Annotated in this window: 23 protein-coding genes; 9 read left to right on the top strand and 14 right to left on the bottom strand. The window is 40.5% G+C overall.

Translation table 11 applies throughout. The features are described 5' to 3' along the window. Window position 1: 1 nt before the first annotated feature. From cobA to H8B17_RS06650, 7 genes are all read left to right on the top strand, one after another. A complete protein-coding gene (gene cobA, locus H8B17_RS06680; RefSeq protein ID WP_190308439.1) occupies window positions 2–781 on the top strand; it encodes a uroporphyrinogen-III C-methyltransferase in 780 nt (259 codons plus the stop codon). Between the two features lies 1 nt (window position 782). Next, on the top strand, window positions 783–1,376 hold the full coding sequence (locus tag H8B17_RS06675; RefSeq protein ID WP_190308438.1) for a precorrin-2 dehydrogenase/sirohydrochlorin ferrochelatase family protein: 594 nt from the start codon (window positions 783–785) through the stop codon (window positions 1,374–1,376). Continuing rightward, window positions 1,360–2,055, top strand: a complete 696-nt coding sequence (locus H8B17_RS06670; RefSeq protein WP_190308437.1) for a phosphoadenylyl-sulfate reductase — start codon at window positions 1,360–1,362, stop codon at window positions 2,053–2,055. The genes H8B17_RS06675 and H8B17_RS06670 overlap by 17 nt, the downstream gene beginning before the upstream one ends. A gap of 26 nt (window positions 2,056–2,081) precedes the next feature. Then, entirely contained in the window at window positions 2,082–2,972 is an 891-nt protein-coding gene (gene cysD, locus H8B17_RS06665; RefSeq protein WP_190308436.1) for a sulfate adenylyltransferase subunit CysD, read from the top strand. A gap of 19 nt (window positions 2,973–2,991) precedes the next feature. Beyond that, window positions 2,992–4,236 carry a sulfate adenylyltransferase subunit 1 gene (locus tag H8B17_RS06660; RefSeq protein WP_190308435.1) on the top strand — a complete coding sequence of 415 codons (1,245 nt, stop codon included), beginning with the start codon at window positions 2,992–2,994 and terminating at the stop codon, window positions 4,234–4,236. A 267-nt stretch (window positions 4,237–4,503) separates the two neighbouring features. Further along, a complete protein-coding gene (gene gdhA / locus H8B17_RS06655) occupies window positions 4,504–5,838 on the top strand; it encodes an NADP-specific glutamate dehydrogenase (RefSeq protein WP_190308434.1) in 1,335 nt (444 codons plus the stop codon). A 73-nt stretch (window positions 5,839–5,911) separates the two neighbouring features. Then, entirely contained in the window at window positions 5,912–6,157 is a 246-nt protein-coding gene (locus H8B17_RS06650; RefSeq protein ID WP_190308433.1) for a hypothetical protein, read from the top strand. Between the two features lie 272 nt (window positions 6,158–6,429). On the opposite strand, the gene H8B17_RS06645 is transcribed toward H8B17_RS06650, so the two are convergent. The 9 genes from H8B17_RS06645 to H8B17_RS06605 all read right to left on the bottom strand — a co-directional run bounded on the left by H8B17_RS06645 (window position 6,430) and on the right by H8B17_RS06605 (window position 16,292). Then, window positions 6,430–6,696: a hypothetical protein gene (locus H8B17_RS06645; RefSeq protein WP_190308432.1), complete on the bottom strand. Its 267-nt coding sequence runs from the start codon at window positions 6,694–6,696 to the stop codon at window positions 6,430–6,432. A gap of 234 nt (window positions 6,697–6,930) precedes the next feature. Then, window positions 6,931–7,557 (bottom strand): gluconate 2-dehydrogenase subunit 3 family protein, encoded by a 627-nt coding sequence (locus H8B17_RS06640; protein ID WP_190308431.1) that lies wholly within the window; start codon window positions 7,555–7,557, stop codon window positions 6,931–6,933. A 16-nt stretch (window positions 7,558–7,573) separates the two neighbouring features. Next, on the bottom strand, window positions 7,574–9,001 hold the full coding sequence (locus tag H8B17_RS06635) for a Gfo/Idh/MocA family protein (protein ID WP_190308430.1): 1,428 nt from the start codon (window positions 8,999–9,001) through the stop codon (window positions 7,574–7,576). 30 nt (window positions 9,002–9,031) lie between these two features. Continuing rightward, the gene (locus H8B17_RS06630; protein WP_190308429.1) at window positions 9,032–10,714 is read right to left on the bottom strand and encodes a GMC oxidoreductase; all 1,683 of its coding nucleotides are present in this window, start codon (window positions 10,712–10,714) and stop codon (window positions 9,032–9,034) included. Between the two features lie 25 nt (window positions 10,715–10,739). Next, the gene (locus H8B17_RS06625) at window positions 10,740–11,984 is read right to left on the bottom strand and encodes an MFS transporter (protein WP_190308428.1); all 1,245 of its coding nucleotides are present in this window, start codon (window positions 11,982–11,984) and stop codon (window positions 10,740–10,742) included. 60 nt (window positions 11,985–12,044) lie between these two features. After that, window positions 12,045–12,956 (bottom strand): hydroxypyruvate isomerase family protein, encoded by a 912-nt coding sequence (locus tag H8B17_RS06620; protein WP_190308427.1) that lies wholly within the window; start codon window positions 12,954–12,956, stop codon window positions 12,045–12,047. An 18-nt stretch (window positions 12,957–12,974) separates the two neighbouring features. Then, window positions 12,975–13,964, bottom strand: a complete 990-nt coding sequence (locus H8B17_RS06615; protein WP_190308426.1) for an FAD:protein FMN transferase — start codon at window positions 13,962–13,964, stop codon at window positions 12,975–12,977. Window positions 13,965–13,966: 2 nt separating this feature from the next. Then, window positions 13,967–15,280 carry a Gfo/Idh/MocA family oxidoreductase gene (locus H8B17_RS06610; protein ID WP_190308425.1) on the bottom strand — a complete coding sequence of 438 codons (1,314 nt, stop codon included), beginning with the start codon at window positions 15,278–15,280 and terminating at the stop codon, window positions 13,967–13,969. A gap of 28 nt (window positions 15,281–15,308) precedes the next feature. Beyond that, window positions 15,309–16,292: a formylglycine-generating enzyme family protein gene (locus H8B17_RS06605; RefSeq protein ID WP_190308424.1), complete on the bottom strand. Its 984-nt coding sequence runs from the start codon at window positions 16,290–16,292 to the stop codon at window positions 15,309–15,311. Between the two features lie 215 nt (window positions 16,293–16,507). Between H8B17_RS06605 and H8B17_RS06600 the strand changes: the two genes are divergently transcribed. Continuing rightward, window positions 16,508–17,644, top strand: a complete 1,137-nt coding sequence (locus H8B17_RS06600; protein ID WP_223816409.1) for an acyloxyacyl hydrolase — start codon at window positions 16,508–16,510, stop codon at window positions 17,642–17,644. A gap of 182 nt (window positions 17,645–17,826) precedes the next feature. Here the strand turns inward: H8B17_RS06600 and H8B17_RS06595 are convergent, their stop codons facing one another. From H8B17_RS06595 to H8B17_RS06575, 5 genes are all read right to left on the bottom strand, one after another. Beyond that, complete coding sequence (locus tag H8B17_RS06595; RefSeq protein WP_190308422.1) at window positions 17,827–18,426, bottom strand: hypothetical protein; 600 nt, start codon at window positions 18,424–18,426, stop codon at window positions 17,827–17,829. A 10-nt stretch (window positions 18,427–18,436) separates the two neighbouring features. After that, complete coding sequence (locus H8B17_RS06590) at window positions 18,437–19,201, bottom strand: hypothetical protein (RefSeq protein ID WP_190308421.1); 765 nt, start codon at window positions 19,199–19,201, stop codon at window positions 18,437–18,439. 33 nt (window positions 19,202–19,234) lie between these two features. Next, window positions 19,235–20,077, bottom strand: a complete 843-nt coding sequence (gene pyrF, locus H8B17_RS06585) for an orotidine-5'-phosphate decarboxylase (RefSeq protein ID WP_190308420.1) — start codon at window positions 20,075–20,077, stop codon at window positions 19,235–19,237. 2 nt (window positions 20,078–20,079) lie between these two features. Continuing rightward, entirely contained in the window at window positions 20,080–20,685 is a 606-nt protein-coding gene (locus tag H8B17_RS06580) for a TlpA family protein disulfide reductase (RefSeq protein ID WP_190308419.1), read from the bottom strand. Between the two features lie 86 nt (window positions 20,686–20,771). Continuing rightward, complete coding sequence (locus tag H8B17_RS06575) at window positions 20,772–21,515, bottom strand: RluA family pseudouridine synthase (RefSeq protein WP_190308418.1); 744 nt, start codon at window positions 21,513–21,515, stop codon at window positions 20,772–20,774. A gap of 81 nt (window positions 21,516–21,596) precedes the next feature. Between H8B17_RS06575 and panB the strand changes: the two genes are divergently transcribed. Continuing rightward, window positions 21,597–22,412 (top strand): 3-methyl-2-oxobutanoate hydroxymethyltransferase, encoded by an 816-nt coding sequence (gene panB, locus H8B17_RS06570; RefSeq protein WP_190308417.1) that lies wholly within the window; start codon window positions 21,597–21,599, stop codon window positions 22,410–22,412. Window positions 22,413–22,418: the final 6 nt, after the last annotated feature.

The following is a 22,418-nucleotide window of genomic DNA, read 5'->3' as shown; positions in this document are numbered from 1 at the left end:
CATGCAACAAGAAAACAAACATATAGTACCAAAAGTGACGTTGGTAGGAGCGGGTCCGGGAGATCCAGAATTGATCACCTTGAAGGGAATAAAGGCCATACGAGAAGCTGATGTTATCCTATATGATGCTTTGGTGAACGAAGAACTATTATCTTATGCAAAGTCATCTTGTACATTGATTTATGTAGGAAAAAGAGCGGAAAGAATATCCACGTCGCAAGATTACATTAATAAACTTCTTGTCGATTATGCACTGACTCATGGCCATGTCGTACGTTTAAAAGGGGGAGATCCATTTGTATTTGGACGGGGAGGAGAAGAGATAGATTACGTCAGACGGTTCGACATCCCTACAGCTGTAATACCGGGCATATCTTCTTCTGTAGGTTTGACAGGATTACAACAGATTCCTTTAACATATCGCGGAATCAGTGAAAGTTTTTGGGTGATTACGGGCGCTACATCGGATGGACGTTTGTCGGACGATCTGCAATCGGCTGTACACACCAATGCTACAGTTGTAGTGCTTATGGGATATGCTAAATTAGCGCAGATTGTTGCTTTTTATCAACAACATGACAAAGGCCAACTACCGATAGCACTAATACAAAATGGATCATTACCAAACGAACGAATTGCTTTAGGACGAATAGATAATATCTTACAAGAAGCCGAGCGGAGTCTAGTTGGTGTTCCGGCGATTATCGTTTTGGGCGAGGTCGTAGCTAAACACCATGCATTTGAAAATTTAAAAAAAGAACTTCCGTCACTTTCTGTTTAGCATGAACAACTTGTTTCCCATATATGTAAAACTTCATCAGATCAAAATGTTATTGGTGGGCGCTGGCAATGTTGGATTGGAAAAATTAGAGGCAATTTTAGCAAATTCACCTGCGGCGAAAATACATATTGTGGCAACAGAAGTGAGTCCGGAGGTGCATGCGCTCGTTAAAGAGAAGTTGAATATCCAAGTCTCGGAGCGGGCTTTTGATGAAAGCGATGTTGAAAACGTAGATTTAATCATGCTAGCAACAAACAACACGAGATTGAACGCGCAAATCCGTCGGATAGCTAGCAAACATCACATTTTATTGAACGTAGCGGATAAACCTGCACTATGCGATTTCTATCTAGGTTCAGTAGTCCAAAAAGGTAATCTAAAAATAGGAATATCCACAAATGGTAAATCCCCCACAATGGCCAAGCGACTCAAGGAGTTTCTCTACGACCTACTTCCCGAAGAAATCGATGAAACACTCGAATTAATGGGACAGTTAAGGGATAATTTAAAGGGGGACTTCCAAGAAAAAGTACGTGCCCTAAATGAGCATACAAAGGACGTTTTAGTTAAGAAATCGTATGATAGCACAAATTAAGCGAGAAATACAGGGTTTGAATGCCGCAGAAATCATTGAACATGTGCAACGAAAATATGGTTCAAGAACAGTTTTTTCTACATCTTTCGGGATAGAAGATCAGGTTGTAACACACCTCATTGCGCAGTCAGGTAAAGAAATTTCTCTTTTTACATTGGAGACTGGGCGTCTTTTCCCCGAAACATATTATGTATGGAACCGAACGTTGGAAAAATACAAACTTCCGATCCAAGCTTACTATCCAAATACCGCCAATGTAGAGAAAATGGTCACAGAAAAGGGACCATCCAGTTTCTATGAATCAGTAGAAAATAGAAAGGAATGTTGCTATATCCGTAAAATAGAGCCTTTACGTCGAGCTATAGAAGGGTTTGAAATATGGCTTACAGGCATCCGAGCCGAACAGTCTTCCAATCGAGAAGATATGGAAAACGTGGAGTGGGATGCGGCGAACAATATCATTAAAATACACCCTTTGTTCCATTGGACATTAAAAGAGGTAGAAGACTTTCTCAGAAAAAATGGCATACCCTATAATCCTTTACATGACAAGGGTTTTCCGAGTATAGGCTGTCAGCCTTGTACACGGGCCATACGTGAAGGGGAGGATTTCCGTGCTGGTCGATGGTGGTGGGAAGATAAGAGTAAAAAAGAATGTGGTCTACATGTTACACAATAAAACAGTCAACAGATTATAAATAGAAAATGGATTATTTAGATCATTTAGAAGCGGAGGCAATATATATTCTGCGTGAGGTAGCCGGACAATTTGAGAATCCTGCACTTTTGTTCTCAGGAGGAAAAGATTCAATAACGTTAGTCCATTTGGCTAAAAAAGCATTTCGCCCAGGTAAATTTCCCTTTCCGCTTGTGCATATCGATACCGGACATAACTTTCCAGAAACAATAGAGTTTAGAGACTGGTTGGTTGAACAGTTAGGAGAGAAACTCATTGTCGGATTGGTTCAAGAAAGTATCGATCAAGGAAAAGCTGTAGAGCAAAGGGGGAAAAACGCAAGTCGAAATCCTTTACAGACCGTTACACTTTTGGATACGATTGAGAAATACGGTTTTGACGCATGTATAGGAGGGGCTCGTCGAGATGAGGAAAAAGCGAGAGCAAAAGAACGTATTTTTTCTGTACGTGACGAATTTGGACAATGGGATCCAAAGCGTCAACGTCCTGAACTATGGAGTATCCTAAACGGTAAAATTCATAAAGGAGAAAATGTGCGTGTGTTTCCGATTTCAAACTGGACAGAATTGGATGTTTGGAACTATATTAAAAGAGAAAATATAGCATTACCTTCTATATATTTTAGTCACGAACGAGATGTCGTGTTGCGCAATGGACAATGGATGGCGGCAGCACCATTTCTTCAAATCGATGGAGAGGATATTGTAGAGCATAAGTCCGTTCGTTTCAGAACAGTAGGCGACATGACCTGTACCGCATCTGTAGATTCGGTAGCGACGGAGCTTGATGATATCATCGAAGAAATAAAGGCTTCAACGGTAAGTGAGAGAGGCGCAAGGATGGATGATAAGGTTTCGGAAGCGGCAATGGAAGAACGTAAAAAACAGGGATATTTTTAAGGAAGTAAGCTAGAGAGAAATGAACATACTGAAATTTATAACGGCAGGCTCTGTAGACGACGGCAAAAGTACGTTGATTGGTAGATTGTTATATGATACAAATTCCATTTTAGACGATCAGTTAGAAGCTATAAAAAAGGCCAACAGAAAAAATAATGACGGAACCGTTGACCTTGCAATTTTAACAGATGGTCTAAAAGCGGAGCGCGAACAAGGAATTACTATCGACGTCGCATATAAATATTTTCAAACAGAAAAAAGAAAATTTATTATTGCGGATGCGCCTGGCCATATACAATATACGCGTAATATGATAACCGGTGCTTCAAACTCTGAACTGATTATCATCCTCATCGATGCGCGCAAAGGCGTTATCGAACAAACGAAGCGTCACTCGTTCCTTGCGAAGTTACTGTCATTGAAAAAAGTTCTCGTTTGTGTCAATAAAATGGATATGGTTGGATTTGATCCGTTTGTTTATGAAAAAATAAAATCGGATTACATGATATTAGCAAACCGATTAGGTCTCGAAAATGTAGATTTTATACCTGTATCGGCATTAAAAGGTGATAATATTGTAAGCCGTTCCGAACGAATATCTTGGTATGATGGAGCTTCGTTATTAGATTACCTGGAAACAATTAGTATAGAAGACAAAAAAACACAACCTTGGCGCTTTCCTGTGCAATGGATAGTACGTCCGCAGACAGAAGATTTACACGATTATAGGGGGTATGCCGGTCGTGTTTTGGGAGATGGGCTAACCACGGGAGACGAAGTTGTTGTACTTCCTAGTGGTGTAAGAAGTACGGTGAAAAGTATCGAATTAGCTGAACAATCGTTAGATCAAGCACAACATGGTCAGTCCGTTATCGTGCATCTAACCGATGATATCGACATTTCGAGAGGGGACATCTTGGTGGCTGCTTCTTGTCCACCGCTAGCGGAAAGAAATTTTCAAGCTAACATTTGTTGGTTTGATAACAAACCTTTAGATAAAGATCAAGTTTATCTGCTTCAGAACCACACTACTGTCACGAAAGTCAAAGTGGCTGACGTCCTGTATAAATTTGATGTGAATACACAGGACAAGCAATACGACGCTGATATCAGCCTCAACGATATTGCGAAAGTTGAACTTAAAGCCGCTGGCGAAGTTGTCTTTGATTTAAACCGCGAATTTCCTGAAAATTCGCAAGGTATATTAATCGACCCAAGAACAAATTTAACGGTCGGTGCTTTAATGATCGAAGACGTAGCTTAATCTTTCACCTTCAAGCGAAACAAAAAGGGCCACACTGATAAAGTAAGTGTGGCCCTTTCTTATACATCACTATTTCTATAAGATCTATAATTGACATTATGTTAAATAGTAAATTATATACATCCCCTTTTTATCCAATTTCAACACCAATCCAAGTGAATTCGTTTGCTTTCCTACCTGCATTATTTTAATAGCTGCTCGCAGTTTTTCGATTTTTTTTAATAAATTAGCAATCTGAGGGAAAATAACAACTATAATTAATAACAAATGTCACTTAACTTTAAGAAGTTTATTAAATACGTTGAGGAGAAAAATCCGAACGAACCAGAATTTTTACAGGCTGTTGCCGAGGTTACTGAAGATTTGATACCTTATATTAACGAGCGTCACCCAACTTGGAGTGATTTAAAAATATTAGAACGCATTATCGAGCCAGAGCGCGTTGTTTCTTTCCGAGTAGCCTGGCTAAACGATAAAAATGAAGTTCAGGTAAACCGCGGTTATCGCGTACAAATGAACAGTGCTATCGGGCCTTATAAAGGAGGACTTCGCTTCTCTCCCACGGTAAACCTTAGTATTTTAAAATTTTTGGCGTTCGAGCAGGTATTCAAAAACAGCTTAACTGGAATACCTCTTGGTGGAGGAAAAGGTGGTTCAGACTTTGATCCTAAAGGCAAATCGAATATGGAAATTATGCGCTTTTGCCAAAGTTTCATGACAGAACTCTACCGCCATATCGGGGCAGAAACCGATGTTCCTGCTGGAGATATAGGCGTAGGCGAACGTGAGGTCGGATACATGTTCGGTCAATATAAACGTATTCAGAATAACTTTACAGGCGTATTGACAGGAAAAGGTAAACACTGGGGAGGTTCATTTATTCGCCCAGAGGCTACCGGATACGGCCTACTCTATTTTGTCGAATGTATTTTTGAGAATATAGACGAAGAGATTACAGGAAAAACGATAGCGATATCAGGCGCAGGTAATGTGGCCTACTATGCCGCAGAAAAGGCTATACATTTAGGCGCTAAAGTAATTTCATTATCGAATAGTACAGGAACGTTGCATGACCCAGAGGGATTAACGTTAGAAAAACTATCTTATGTAAGTACTTTAGGACGGGAATTATCGCGATATCCACAGAAATTTAAAGCAGCATCTTTTCATGCAGGCAAAACCCCTTGGCACATCAAGTGTGATATTGCCCTTCCTTGTGCTACACAAAATGAATTAGATCAGGAAGATGCGAAGCAACTTGTTAAACACGGTTGTGTATGTGTTGCTGAGGGTGCTAACATGCCCTCCACTGCAGAGGCTATTAAAGTGTTCCATAAAGCAAAGATCCACTTTGCCCCGGGTAAGGCGGCAAATGCGGGTGGCGTAGCAGTTTCTGGCTTAGAAATGTCGCAGAATTCGATTGGACAGCAATGGTCGTCGGAAAAAGTAGATGCCCGTTTGAAAGGTATTATGGATAACATCCATAAAACTTGTTTGAAATACGGCAAGGAAGAAGATGGATATATCAATTATTTAAAAGGTGCAAACATCGGAGGCTTCATTAAAGTTGGTGCCGCGATGAAGGCACAAGGATTGGTTTAATCCAGAATTCATCGTAAATTCGAAAGCTCCACAATTTCATTGTGGAGCTTTATTTTTATCTAATTTTTAATATATGAGAATAGTAGCAGAACTCCCCCATCCCGATTGTAAAATATCTATTTTTTCGATAAACCAAAAGTTCATCATTAAATTTGAACAGGGTGTGCTTGAGCAATCTTATAAACTAGCGGAGACCGATATTGTTGGCGGTGTGAATGGTGTATTTGAATTAATAGATGAAGAATTTATCGCCCATGTAATCGAGCAGTTTAAACAAATGCGTAAAACGTTTATATCTGCCTATGAAAGATATGAATAATTGGTTTATTTATGTAATATAAATTACTGATAAAGAATTAATTATGTAAATAAAAAAGTAAAAACAAAATATAATTTGGCGGAAATTCGATGACTGCACATCCTTTTTTCGAATTATTTAAACTATTACTTTATATTACAATTATAATAGATTGGTTTTCAGAATATATAACTTATTAACAAAATAATATTTGGCGGTAGGATGCGAACAAAGATAAGAAACATAGATACAAACGAGGCCGATCGTCCGAATTCCATTGATCGGCCTGGTATTTAAAGACTAACTTTGATAATTGATTTTAAAGGGATAAGGACACCATTTTTAATCTGGATATACCGGTCCGTCAATGACCAAACAGTAGTCTCGATTCGTTTAGGCCCATCCTCCGTTTGGAAGACAATAGTTGTTTTGGATTTAAACTCATTTCCCAATCGCTGTGCTGACCGTAACTTATCATACAATACAGCTGTGTTGTCTACCTCGGCCGGAATGATTTTATATTCACCAATACGTTCTTTTTCGATAATTTGCGCTGTCATATAGTAAGGGCTTATTTATGTAATTCACTAAATTAATCTCGCATAAAAGCGTCTATTAAATATAAATATTTGACGTTAATGTTTTATACATAACAACAATTTCTTTACAATATTGCTTGATTTTTAACATTTATTTGCACCTGAGGCCACTCAATAAAAAAACATCCAAACAAGATATATCTCGCTTGGATGTTTCCCAAATTGACATTCACTGTCTAGTGCTTACTTCCGCTATTATGCAAATGCTCTGTCGCCTTTTTTATACGGATAGTTACCATCGTATTTTCCTGGAATCTTAACATAGCGTAACGCTTTGGTCATACCAACCTCTGAAGTGAAAAATCCGGTCAATGTTAATTGTTTTAACATGTGAAAGAAATGATTTGGAAGTTGCTCCACGTCTTCTGCTTTCTTCCCATTTTTTTCTGCTTCTTCATTGAGTTCACGTTGTTTCTGCCCTCTTTCTTTTTGGAATTCTTTGGCTTCTTTGTCCAACATATTGACAAACTGTAACTGCTCATCTTTTGACAGTTCCTGGAATTTTTTTCCAAATTCCGTGTTTGCTTTCGCATCGACTCCATCTAACCCTTCTAAGAAAGCCTTTTGATCTTGTGGATCATAACAATCTCGGATCATGACAGGGATAAACTCGCCCACACCAGCTTCTTTTGCGCCGGGTGTAGATGTCTTTGGCAAAATTGCCTCTGCAAGATCTCCTAGAAAATTCATTTTATCTTTTTCAAACAATACGGCGACATCCTTAGAAGCCGGTCTTGTACACCCTTCTAAGAATAAGTTAGCTCCGATAACAGAGCCTCCAATAAGCATGGCCACACGTTGAATTGCTTCTCTTCTATTCATTTCAATCTGCTTAAAATTAAATATTATAATTTATATCCCATCCCTGACGGTATTCCCTTTTCACAAACTGATTTACCAGGTCAAAGTTAGTTACTTTCATTTGATCCTTATCCCATAGTAATTTAAGGTTCCTTCCAGGAAATTTATTGTCTACCTTAAGATCCGCACCACGAATCGCTAAGTTAGCCATAAGGATTGCTTCGGTAAGCGGGCCCGAAATCTCAAATGGCGCACTTACTTCCATATTTCCATAGCCTGCGATACAAGCTTCTACCCATTGCGCGTAGTGACCACTTGCTTTACCTGGAACACGAGCATATTTCTGCGCTACAGTTTCTTTACGGCTAGTTGGAAGCAATCGGGCATTATCACCATAAGTATCTGCTAACAGCTTTCCTTTTGTTCCAACAATCAAGATACCGTTACCACCATCACCGAAAACTTCATTAGGTTCTAATTCATCTGGACGTGCGGGCTGTATCCCTCCATCCATCCAATGTAATGTAATTGGCCCACTGGTCTTCTCGGTTTTAGGGAAGGTCATGGTAACATGACTTGACGGTGGACAGCTTTCCGGAAAATAGCCTCGTTTGAATTCATCCACATAGATCGTACCTACCGTAGCCTGCACATCCTTTACATATTGAAGGCCTAAGGTACTAAAAGGTACTTCCAAAAGGTGGCACCCCATATCTCCTAACGCACCAGTTCCATAATCCCACCAACCTCGCCAGTTGAATGGCACCAATTTTTCAATATAGTCTTTGTACGGAGCTGTTCCCAGCCAAAGATCCCAATCCAACTCATTTGGTACAGGTGCTGTTTGCGTCGGCCATGGAATTCCCGACGGCCATACGGGTCTATCCGTCCAACAGTAAATGGTGTGTACATCGCCAATTAAACCAGCCTCATACCATTCCCTAATCTCTCTGGGACCATCGTTGGAAGCACCTTGGTTCCCCATTTGTGTTACGACTTTATATTTTTTTGCTGCTTCTGTCAATACACGCGCTTCCCAAACATCATGTGTTAACGGTTTTTGCACATATACGTGCTTACCCAATTCCATAGCAGCTAAGGTTTGAATCGCATGACCATGGTCAGGAGTAGAGATCGAAACAGCATCTATATGCTTATGTTCCTTGTCCAGCATTTCCCGATAATCTTTGTAATATTTCGCTTTCGGAAAATTTTTAACGGTTCCCGCAGCACGACGGTCATCAACATCGCATAAGAATGCGATCTCTGCTTTCCCACTTTTGTGAAAAGACATAATATCCCCATGCCCCTTGCCTCCCACACCTATTCCAGCGATAGATAATCTATCACTTGGTGCAGTAAATCCATTTCCGCCAAGGACATGCCGCGGGACGATCATAAAACCTGCCGCCGCTAAAGCTGCGCCCTTTATAAAATTCCTTCTTGAACTATTTGTTTCTTTCATGATTTGATACTTTATCGTAGATAAGCTGATTTATAGATTTCCTTTCTTAAGCTCGCTCACTGCAAAATCGACCGCACGTGCCGTTAACGCCATATAAGTTAATGACGGGTTGACACAAGCTGCCGATGTCATGGCAGCACCGTCAGTCACGAACACATTTTTTGCATCCCAAACCTGATTATGTTTATTCAAAACTGAATTTTTTGGATCAGTTCCCATTCGAGCCGTTCCCATTTCGTGAATTCCTTGGCCAAATCCATACGTATTATCGTAGGTATGAACGTTTTTAACGCCGATTTTCTCCAACATCTCTTTCATCTCATTCATCATATCCGGACGCATTTTCCATTCGTTATCCTTAATTTCCATGTCCATCGCCAATACCGGTAAGCCCCACTTATCTTTTTTATCCTTATCGAGATAAATCCTATTTTCATGGTAAGGCAATATTTCGCCAAATGCGCCAAAGCCGACACTCCAGTTACCTGGTTCCAACATCGCATCTTTCCAATCGCCACCAACGCTCATTTCAGCAACTTCACCCTGCCATCTGCCACGGCTTGCAGCACCTTGGTAACCAAATCCACGAACATAATCACGCTTTTTATCATCGCTCGGTATATTTACAAAGCGAGGCACATATAAGCCCGTTGGCCGTCTTCCAAAAATATATTTATCCTCATAACCTTCTATCGTGCCACCGGCCCCACAGCGGAAATGGTGATCCATAGCATTATGACCAAGCTCGCCAGAACTACTTCCTAAGCCATCTTCCCAAACATCGGTAGCCGAATTCATCAATACCCATGTCGAATTAAATGCCGAAGCACATACAAAGATAACTTTCGCATGAAATTCATATGTTTTGTTGGTTTCTGCATCAACAATCTCCACTCCTGTTGCCTTTTGCGTATCCTTATCGTATAGGATACGTGTTACAATAGAAAACGGACGAAGCGTTAAGTTTCCCGTTGCCATAGCCGGAGGCAATGTCGAAGACTGCGTACTGAAATAAGCGCCGAAGTTACATCCCAACCAACATTGGTTTTGATATTGACAGTTAACACGTCCGTGATGAGGTTTGGTGATGTTGGCTGTTCGTCCCATAATAAAGTGGCGTTTTCCACTGTATTCTTTTTGTAAGCGAGCAGCTAGATCTTTCTCCACCACATTAAAATCCATTGCTGGCAGGAAATCACCATCTGGTAACACATCTAAACCGTCACGGTTACCAGAAATACCCGCCCATTTCTCCGCATAGCTGTACCACGGTGCTATATCAGCGTACCGAATCGGCCAATCTGTACCATGGCCATCTTTTATATTTGCTTCAAAATCTAAATCAGAAAAACGATAACTCTGACGTCCCCACATAAGTGAACGCCCCCCCACATGGTAGCCGCGATACCAGTCAAACCGTTTTTTTTCTGTATAGGGACTTTCTTTTTCGTTTACCCAAAAATCTAAATTCTTCTCATTCAATGGATAATCTCGCTTCAACACAGGATAATCTTTCTCCATTTGTTTGGTCCGCCCCCCTCTATGCGGATATTCCCATGTATCTTTATTCGCGTGATAGTCTTTTATATGCTCAACGTTTCTCCCACGCTCTAGCATAATGGTTTTCAGCCCTTTCTCCGTCAACTCTTTCGCTGCCCAACCACCGCTGATGCCTGATCCGATGACAATTGCATCGTATACATTATCTGCCATACTTTTCTATTTTTAGTTTTGTTGTTTATACTGTTTTACTCTCTATTTTCTCATTTTTAAATAAAATCATGAACAATATCATGACGACAAATGCAATACCCGCTGGCACAATCCATGTTTGTTGCCAAAACGCAGCTACATCTGTTTCTTTAATACTTTGATATTTGTCTCCAATAAAACCAGCAACCCAAAAACCTATTAACTGCCCCACACCGTAGGTTGCTAAGGTAATCAGCCCTTGAGCCGCACTTTTATATTTTACTCCCGCTTTGCTATCTGTATAAATCTGTCCCGAAACAAAGAAGAAATCGTAGCAAATACCATGTAGAGCAATACCGATAATTAACATGAACGATAAATCTCCCGCATTTCCATATGCAAACAAAAGATAACGCACCACCCATGCCAGCATGCCGATTAGAATAGTCTTTTTAAAACCAAACCGGACAAACAATACAGGAAGCAATAATAAAAATACAGCTTCAGAAACCTGTCCAATAGCCATTTTTCCCGTTGCATTTGATAAACCAATTTCCACCAAAAAAGGATTGGCATTAGAATAATAAAAAGCTAAGGGTATACATATCAAGATAGATGAAATAAAGAAAATCAAAAAGTTTCTATCTTTCAACAGCTTTATAGCGTCTAAACCAATGATAGAAGCAAATGATGGTTTATCCCCAGAATCTACTTTTATCGGAGGCGTTTTAGGTAAGGTGAACGAGAATAGCCCCAATATTGCAGAAGCGACACCTGCCATCAAAAAAGTGTTCCGTAAAGCACCCTCTTGTGCACCTTCGGGTGAATCCCATCGAAATAAGAAACTAATGGCCAAACCAGCTATAATCCAACCAATTGTACCCCATACACGAATACTTGAAAATTGAGTTTCCGGATTGGTTAGCTGTCGGAAAGAAACCGAATTCACCAATGCCAATGTAGGCATATAAAGAATCATATACACCAAAACATAAGGATAAAAAGTAGCGATATCGGTCGCCTTATACATTTGGAACATCAGAACCGCACCAACTAAATGTAGTATAGCCAGAATCCTTTCCGCATTAAAATATCGGTCGGCAATCATACCAATAATGAAAGGCGCAATAATAGCGCCGAGTGATTGCGTCGAAAATACGTTGGAAATTTGAAAGGGTTCCGCTTGTAAATTTTGAATCAGGAAAGTTCCCAATGTTACGAACCATGCTCCCCAAATAAAAAATTCGAGGAACATCATAAACGACAATTTAAATCTTATGGATGTTGACATCTGCTAATAGGTTTATTTCTGTATAAATATATTACTTCTCCTTTATATTCTATAATGCACTTAAAAATTGTCGACCTCTCGGTAAGCGGCGACCAAGGATTTTTCTCCCTCTACACCCGATTTTGACATGCCGTGTTCCATTCCAACAATACCGGTATACCCCTTTTCTTTCAACCATTTGAATACATTTTTATAATTGATCTCTCCAGTCGTAGGCTCCTTTCTGCCTGGATTATCTCCTACTTGGATATAAGCAATTTCGCTCCAGCACATGTCCATAAGGTTGATAAGATTTCCCTCATTTTTTTGTTGATGGTACGCATCATATAGAATCTTACAAGATGGACTTCCTACTGCCTTACAGATCTCATATGTTTGATCGGTGAAACGAAGAAATAAGTCCGGCGTATCGCTTAATGGTTCCAATACCATCGTGATACCATGTGGTTCAAAAATTTCAGCACCGCGTTTTAATCCATCAATCACATTAGCCGTTTGCACACCTATAGGTAAGTTACGCTGATAATTGCCAGGAACAACCGTTACCCATTTGGCGTTAACACGTTTTGCAACTTCCACCGATTCTCTACATCCTTTCAAGAAGATGTCGATATGTTCCTGTTTCCCTGCAGCTAATGTATTCGCACCGTTTCCGCCTTTAGGTACAACAAATACGCCCATGCGCATCCCCAATTTTGCCAAGGTCTCTCCCACTTTCACTTGCTCTTCTACCGGCCGGGTTGGTAAGCCATTGTCTTCGATACTGCGGAACCCGAGTTCGTGCATGTACTTGATTTCATCCACAAAGTCTTTACCCGCTGTCGTCGAAAACATGCCTTGATGTGGAGCATAATCTAATTGGAAGGTATTTCCCTCTTTATTTTGTGTTGTTGTTGCCATCGTTTCATTTCCTAAAAGCGTTGCACTTCCAATAAGTGCCGCTCCACTTTTTATAAAATCTCCTCGTTTCATTATATTAAATTTAATCGGTTAATTATTCCTTATATATTGATGAAATCCTGCCGAAAAAGCTTCTTTAAATTGACCATTATCCTCATAAATAATATAGACCTCAATATCCTTTAAGCTATTGGCTAAATTTACACCTTCTTCTGGCGTCATTGCCATAAAAACATTATCATAACCATCTGCATCCATCGCTGTACGTGCAATAACCGTAACACTCGTAACGTTGTTTTGCACAGGATAACCATCGCTGGGATTGATATGGTGATGAATACGGCGACCATCAACATCAAAAGCCCGTCGATAGTTTCCAGACGTAGTTACCGCCCTATCTGTCAATTGCAATATAACATCCGAATACTTTCCGTTTTTAGGGCTTTCGATAGCAATCTCAAAAGGAACATGAACATCCTTGTAACCTTTTACCTTTATTTCCCCACCTAATTCCACCAAATAATTTTCAATACCTTTACTGTCCAATAATTGAGAAACAACATCCACGGAATACCCCTGTGCTATTCCATTTAAATCCACCTGTACTCTCTTGTCTTTCTTGGTTAACGTATTGTTATTATTTAATGCGAGTTTATCCATTCCTACGAATTGTAATATGCTATCAATTATCTGTGGTTGCGGAAATTCCTTGACACGATTTGGTCCAAATCCCCACAAGTTCACTAGGGGCATTACGGTAATATCAAAAATCCCTTTCGATATACGGTTTATCTCGAACGAACGCCTTACCACATTACTCATATGCTCATCCAACGCTATACTTTGATCTGCTTTATTAAAAGCCGTTATAAGCGATTGGTTATCATATAGAGACATTGACTTGTCAATAACGCTCAGCACACTATCTATTTCTCTTTTAGAAACGACAGAATTTGGCGCATAGTATTGGACACCGTAAGAAGTACCCTGTGCCTGACCGTCAATAATAAACTTAGGTTGTTGCGCATAAACAAAACAACCTATGTTTATTAAATATAATATAAATACACCTTTAAACACCTTTAGATATAAAGTTCCGTGTTCTTTCCAGGTATAGCATAAGGGTATTCCCCATTTTCGTTCGGAACGATACTAGGGAGCGCGTCCCAAGCATACACACTAGGAGATAAATCAACTGTTGAGGATATCGCCTCATCCCATTTAATTACCTTACCCGTGTAACAAGCTATACGGCCGATGATACCTGTAAGTGTACTATAGGCTCCATGTTGCGTATCGTCAAAAGCATATTCATTTTTTGCTATGGCCGCAAAAAGCTCTTTGTGCTCCTGTCGATAAGCATTGGGATTCCCTTTCGGATCATGACGGTATATTTCATTCCCTTTTGCATCCCACAACACCGCTTGATTGCCCGCCGAGAGATAAGCCCTTCCTCCGGTTGCTTGAAATGTTTCATCTACGCGATTGGACACACCTTCAAAATGTCTGCATTGGCTATACACCACAGCGCCATCATCATAGGTGAGTTCAATAGCGAAGTTATCGTAGATTTCACCATAATCCTTTCCTGTTCGATGAGCTCTACTGCCCGTCCCTTGAATAGAAATAGGATATTTTCCTTTTACCCAATTGGCTATATCAATATTATGCACATGTTGTTCCACAATATGATCACCACAAAGCCAGTTAAAATAAAACCAATTGCGCATCTGATATTCCATTTCGGATTGCTCTGGTTTGCGTGGTCGAACCCATACCCCACCACTATTCCAATAAACCTGTCCAGAGACCACATCGCCGATGGCACCGTCCTGTATACGTTTGATGGCTTCCCGATAATTCGTCTGGTAGCGTCGCTGTAACCCTACCACAACATTTAATTTTTTCTTTTTGGCTTCTTCCGCTGCCGCAAGCACCTTTCTTATACCGGGAATATCCACAGCAACGGGTTTCTCCATAAAAATATGCTTACCCGCCTTTACCGCTTCCTCAAAATGGATAGGACGAAACCCCGGAGGTGTCGTTAGCAATACCACGTCGGCATCTTTAATCGCTTCCTTGTAAGCATCGAATCCGACATATTTACGACTATCAGGCACATCAACCTTGTCACCAAACTTCTCCTTTATAGTTTGATACGTCTTTTCCAAATTATCTTCGAAAGCGTCCGCCATCGCGACCAATTTAATGTTTTGTCCAGAAGCAAAAGCATCAAATGTCGCACCGGTACCACGTCCGCCACAACCAATTAATGCGATCTTGATAACATCGCTTCCAGCAGCGAACACACCAGATACCGGCATGGAAGACAATGCGGCAGCTCCGGTTAGTGCGGATCCAGCTTTGATAAAATCTCTCCTTTTAAAATGTTGCATTAGTTCAGGTATTATAATCTATTATTTATTAAAAATCTTTTATAGGCTCTTGATTGTAATAAGCCATTATCTCTTCTTGCGATGGCGTATTCACCGGACGAACAAGACGTAGTCCCACGAATGGAGCTTCTGGAAACCACCAATTCGATTTCGGTATTTGTGGATCCAACTGCTTCCATATAGGATCAGATGCCATACGGGCAGCCGATCGAAGCTCATCTGCTTGACTTTCGAAAGAACCACCTCTTACACTATGCGGGTATAGTTCCGTCGGTACAGCAACAGGGCTTTTAGTTGTCTGGCCCTCGAATTGCATATAATAATCCGCAACATATTGATCGAAAGTCCATTCCGCCACATTTCCCGCCATATCGAATAAACCCCAAGCATTCGGTTTTTTTGTTCCTACAGGAGCAGTTTTTTCATTGCTGTTCAATGCGAACCACGCATACTCGCTTAACTGCGAAGCGTCGTCCCCAAAAAAATATTCCGATGTAGAGCCGGCACGACAAGCATACTCCCACTCAGCTTCCGTTGGTAACCTGTAAAATACACCTGTACGCATATAAATCCATTTACAGAATTGAATAGCATTATAATGTGTCATCGCCAACGCCGGATGCCCCTCTTTCCCCATACCGAAAGTCATGTCTAAATAAGGTTTTGTGGGGCGCGTAATAGCATCTACCTCAGCCGCCACTTTACCATCGACAGCGATTGTCTGTTCTAAATCCTTGTAGACAAAAGGCTCATATAGATCCCAAGTTACCTCATAGGTGCCCATCCAAAACGGGTCAAGTTCTACTTTATGGACCGGTTTTTCATCCGCTTTCCCCCCTTTATCGCTGCCCATAAGAAATATTCCTCCAGGAATGGCTTCCATAGAAAATTCCAAATGAGTTCCCTCAATTTTCTGAATGTAACGTTCGTGCTTCTGCTGCGCCTTTGAAAGTAAACCAGCCGTCACTAATGTAAAAATAATTACACCGTTCTTTACTTTTTGTACCATCATTAATCTAGATTTTTACAAATCGGAATTAAATATAGGAATAATATTGTAAAAAATACACTAAGTCTTTTTTACAACAATCAAGTTACAAAAAAGAATATGTGTAAATAATCTCATAAAATGACTGAAATATCGCCGATTACACGCGAAACCAAGCAGCATAACGTAAAAAAAAATAATATCTTTGGCACCAATTTATGACTATTGAAGAGAAAATATTGAAAAAAATAGTTTTAACATCCTTGTTGTTGACCACGATTTTACGTCTATCCGCACAGACAGACACTGTCGCACCCGCGAATCCAACTGTAAAGAATGCATTTATTATAGAGTTGGAGATGGAAAACGGTGGCATACTAGCTGCGAAAGACATACGGCGTACTACTTTTGAAAGCGCTTACTATAATGGCGTCAATTTAAAAATAGGCTGGAAAATCCAGAAGTCAGACGACCCTTATTTTGCATTATACAATAACCCAATATACGGAATAGGCTTTTATAGTAGTACATTTAATACCGATATTATTGGCAGCCCTTATGCAATATATGGTTTTATGCAATCCCCATTTGGAAACCTAAGGAACAAACGCTGGGGATTCGATTACCGCATCGGACTCGGTATTTCAGGTAACTTTAAACCATACAATCCAGAAACTAACCCTTTGAATGTTGTCATCGGCGCCAAGAATAATGTTTTTATTGATTTCGGTATACGCAGTCAATATAAAATCAACCCCAACTGGCGTGTAGGTCTGGGCTTAGCCTATCATCATTTTTCAAACGGCGCTCTTCGGTTACCCAACAAAGGCGTTAATTTGATTCCGCTTACAGCCTCGATTACCTATCAACCCAATGGGCAGACCGTTCTTCCTGACAAAAGCAAGGTAGAACCCTATAGCAATAAAATACTATACCACATTAACTACGGGGCAGGTTGGAAACAATTAGATAAAGACAAGGACGAGCGTTTTTTTAAGACGACGATAAGTGCTTACGCCAGTAAGCACGTGTCACATAAGTGGCGAATGGGCGGTGGTTTCGATATATTTTACTCGGCTTCGGGGAACTACGATGAAATCGCGGGAGACGATAGTGGCAAACTAAGTGCTAAGTTATCCGGTGGTCCCTCTTTTTATTTAGTACACGTATTAAATCGCAACCTCGTATTGAATGGGAACGTGGGATATTATATTCACAAACGAAATTTCAACGGAGAAATAAACCCTGTCTTTTTAAGAGCGGGAGCCCGATATTATGTTTACAAAAACTATAATGCCGGCATTTCCATCAAAGCCCATAAAGGGAAGGCTGATTTCATTGAATGGACCGTGGGATATACGTTTAATAGGGATTAACTTCTCCTTTAACATTAAATGTCGCATACGGATGTTTGAGGCATGTAGAAACTCATCCTTAGGACGAACCATCCTTCTCAAATATCCGAAGCGACGCTTTTATGAACACGTGTTTATTTTTAGCGTTCATGAGCTCACTTCGTTCGGTTTTCGTTCTTTTTTAGAAAAAAGAACAGACAAAATTACATAACTAATTTCCCAATGCTTTTCGCCAGATTCCTATCTACCGTAATATAGCCTGGGTAATAAATATTACTATTTCCGATCTTAATAGACGGCTTTATTTTAAGAACTAGAAAACCCTCTCCTTTTCTGGTAAAAAGCTCATTTAATACACTTTCTATACCGTTTTCTTTCGCTGTACCGAAGATATTCGCTTTGAAGGTCAAGGGGACAACGGTACTTTCACCGGTTGCTAAATGCAGATTTTCATTTACGGTTCCTTCAAAAAGCGGTTTCCCCTGAATTTCAATTAAGTACTTAAAGGAATTAATTTTAGTCGTCGTCGTCGTAGGGTTACTAACTTTCATATTTATGCGCGCCTCCAAAGGTAAATCCTGGCGCAACATAGCCACAGCTATCCCTGGAAGAGACGCCAAATTCACCCCCTCTTTACCTGTATAGCTACCCATATCCCGACCCGCCAAACGAATATCTTGAAGAGACTCAACCGTATAGTCGCAATTCGCAAGTGCGTCAATTTGTTTTTTATTAATTGCACAACCACTCACTAGTAATCCTATAAACATTATACATAGGATATTCATATTCTTTCTTTTCATATCTAATTTATTATTTTCCCTTTTTATTGTTTTTTCCACCAAAGTGATACGTCAAACCTAACGTAAATACGGCATTTCCAGCTTTTAAATAAGTATTATCAACCACATTAAAATTAAAGCCATTCGTGTATTGAATCTGAAAGCCCCTATTCAACTCCATACGCGTATAAAATAGTGGCTCGATAAACAAAGCCTCTTCCATTGGACTATTTAGACCGTTAATTGTAAACTCTTGCATCGCCACCCGACTTGCGCGGATTGCGGTACCATAGTTCAACGCGCGTGGCTTGCCGAATAAATTTAATTTCCGTTTACGAGTGGAGGAGTAATTCACCTGAACAAAAATCTTATCGAAATCCGCTACTCTCGTTTCTACCGGCATCATACCCGTTGTAGAAGCCCGACGATCTATCTCTGTTGAAGATCCTATACCATAACCCGCATATAACTCCAGTACCTGTCTCTTTTCCTTGCCAATTCGAGTGAAATATCCTATACCACCTTCAATCAGATGTTGTTTAAAAAGCTCATTTCTATTATTATTATCACCCTGATCAATATAAGATCCGTTCGCTATGACGGCGACATGGTTTCCCACTGCCACCCCCACACTTCCACTTAAGTTTCCTTTGACATTGGCATGAGCAGCCGCATGCACCTCGCCTTTTCCCTGAAACATAGGCGTTGCCGGCACATTGGGCATATATATCGAACTACAAGAAGCAAAAAACAATGCTAGAGAAAAGACGATAAAATATATAAATCGGATATACATAAGTTGCTGTTCTTATGCTCTAGCAATAAGTAATTATTGTGCCAAAATTATTTCAGCTCTTTCCAGCTCTATCTGCATCTCCATTTGTAGTTTTAAGGCTTCTTCTCGTGCCCGTTCCGCAAAGTCCCTTCCATCAGATGCATAAATAATGCCGCGGGTACTATTTACCAATAAACCACACTCTTTATTCATACCATATTGACACACCTCCTGTAGCGAACCTCCCTGCGCTCCTACACCCGGCACCAGCAGAAAATGATCCGGGACATGCTGTCGCACCTTCAAAAAACCTTCCCCACGGGTAGCACCCACAACAAACATCGTATTTTCCGGTGTACCCCATTCCCTTACCCTTATCAACACCTGTTCAAATAATTCTAAGCCAGATGAGGCGGTAAAATTCTGGAAATCCTTACTACCCGGATTAGATGTCAATGCCAGCACGATAGACCACTTATCCGGAATCTCCAAAAACGGGATTACAGAATCATGCCCCATATAAGGAGCTATAGTAAGCGCATCAAATCCCAAACCTGATACCTCCTGATCAAAGAAAGCCTTCGCATATCTTGTAGATGTATTGCCGATATCACCCCGTTTGGCATCAGCTATGCTCAAACAGTTTTTTGGAAGGATTTCCCACGTCTTTTGTAACGACCGCCATCCTTTTGCACCATAACATTCGTAAAAAGCAATGTTAGGTTTATAGGCCACACAAAGGTCTTCAGTCGCTTCAATAATTGCCTTGTTAAAAGAAAATATAGGGTCTTCATCGTCCAGCAGATGTGGGGGTATTTTAGTGAGATCGGTATCCAAACCCACACACAAAAAGCTTTTTTTCGTCTTAATTTGTTGAACTAACGCTGCTCTATTCATTCTTATTGATGGATTAATTCTGTAATAAAGTCCGACACATCTGCACGGGAATAATCCGCCATACCTTCGTGTTTTGCCGCGATTTTTCCTGTTTTATCCAGAATAACGGTCGTTGGAATAGCACCCCCTAACCATTCCCCCGGAATCTGACTCTCCGGGTAATAAATAGGTAAATCCATATTACCTTTTTTCATAAAATCGCGCGCTTTGTCCTTTTCTCCTTCAATCTCGACAATAAGGAAAGCCACTTGTTCGTTGCCCTTAAATTTATCTTTCAACACTTGGATGGAGGGCATCTCCGCTTTGCAAGGCGGGCACCAAGTAGCCCAGAAATTCAAGAAAACAACTTTCCCTTTTAAATCCGGCACGTTTACCACGTTTCCATTATCATCCGAAAAAGCAACGCCAGCATAATTACTGCCCGATGATGTTTCATCTTCCGTAGCCCGCACCGGTTCCTCTCGAGGCGCTTCCAATTTGGGCTTAAATAGACCAATCTTCATCAGTCCCTGCTGTATCCATGTACGACCACTCGGTAGGATCAGGAAAATGATCAATCCTACGAATAGGATGTTGCTAACTATTTTCCAAATTTTCTTTTTATTCATTTTATTTAGATTTTTGATCTTCAAGTTTCCGTTATAAAGATTTCTATATCACAAAGCCCGTAGCGTACACTTAAAAGATCATCCTATTAACTATCAAACTTTTCCAACAACCTTAATAAGGTAGCAAAATCTTTCGGATAAGGCGCTTCAAAATTATATTCCTTTCCTTCAATAGAAAAGCGAATCTGGTGCGCATGCAAAGCAAAACGTTTCATAATAGGTTGTTCCTCCTCTCCCTTTGCCAGCGTGAACCCCCTTTTCTTAATCTGAGATAGATAAACTGGCTTGCCGCGATACATTTCATCCCCCACAATAGCAGCTCGTTGAGTAGCCAAATGAATACGGATCTGGTGCATACGACCCGTAATCGGTTTGCACTCCACAAGTGTGAAATGTCTAAAATACTGTATAGAATTAAAGATCGTTTCGGCCGGTTTCCCATTGGCACGATCGATAGAAACATTTTTATTCCCTTGATTCAAAATAGGTAAATCCACCGATAGATCAGTAAACACATGTGTGCCGCCGATAACAGCATGATAAATTTTATCTACACGCCGACGTTCGAATTCGATAGACACCAAACGATACGTTTCTGGATTTTTAGCCAACAAGAGTAAACCCGAGGTATCTTTGTCCAAGCGATGACATACCTGAGCATCCGGATAGTATTTTTTTGCAAGGCGCAAGATATTCACCTCATCTCCGCTCCTATTATCTAACGACGCTACAAATGGAGGCTTATTGATAACAATGAGATTATCATCCTCAAAAAGGATCAGATCTTGAAATTTCGGCAATTTAAATAAACGATTGTCGCTTTTTTGCATAAACGCAAAAATACAGAAATACCTTTAACATCCTCGACTTCTATAACTTTTTATTAGCTTTGTCTGTTCAAACTATAAGCAATGTCAGTAAATAAAATAATCAAACGAGTAACAACGAACACCATTTTAGCCATGAAAGCGAATGGTGAAAAAGTGAGTATGCTCACCGCATATGATTACTCTACTGCGCGTGCATTAGACGAAGCAGGTATCGACGTTTTATTAGTAGGCGATTCTGCCGCGAATGTCTTTGCAGGATATGAAACCACCTTGCCTATCACATTAGACAACATGATATATCATGCCAGTGCCGTAGCGAGAGGTGCAAAACGAGCGCTGGTATTAGTAGACCTTCCCTTTGGTGAATACCAAGGTACCGCTGAAGATGCCTTCAAATCGGCTGTTCGAATGATGAAAGAATCTGGCGTTCACGCATTGAAACTCGAAGGTGGTGTGGAGATATTGGATAATATAAAAAAAATCATTGATGCGGGTATTCCTGTCTGCGGACACCTGGGGCTTACACCGCAATCCATTAATAAATTTGGTACCTTCGGTGTCCGTGCACAAGAAGAAGCAGAGGCGGAGAAACTGAAGTCAGATGCGTTGGCACTGCAAGAAGTCGGATGCTTCGCAATTGTGCTAGAAAAAATACCCGCAAAACTAGCGAAAGAAGTCAGTGAATCACTTTCGATCCCTACCATTGGCATCGGTGCCGGAAACGGGTGTGACGGGCAAGTACTCGTGGTAAACGATATGCTTGGGTTCACCAAAGACTTCAAACCGAAATTTTTAAGACGCTATATGGAAATGTACACCGGTATCGTAGAGGCAGCAACAAAATACGCCGAAGATGTGAAGTCCGGAAATTATCCCAATGAATCTGAACAATACTAAATCCCA

It is taken from the genome of Sphingobacterium arenae (genome assembly GCF_014692505.1).
Taxonomy (GTDB): domain Bacteria; phylum Bacteroidota; class Bacteroidia; order Sphingobacteriales; family Sphingobacteriaceae; genus Sphingobacterium; species Sphingobacterium arenae.
Note: the sequence above shows the minus strand (reverse complement) of the source record. Positions and strands in the feature narration are given on the sequence as shown.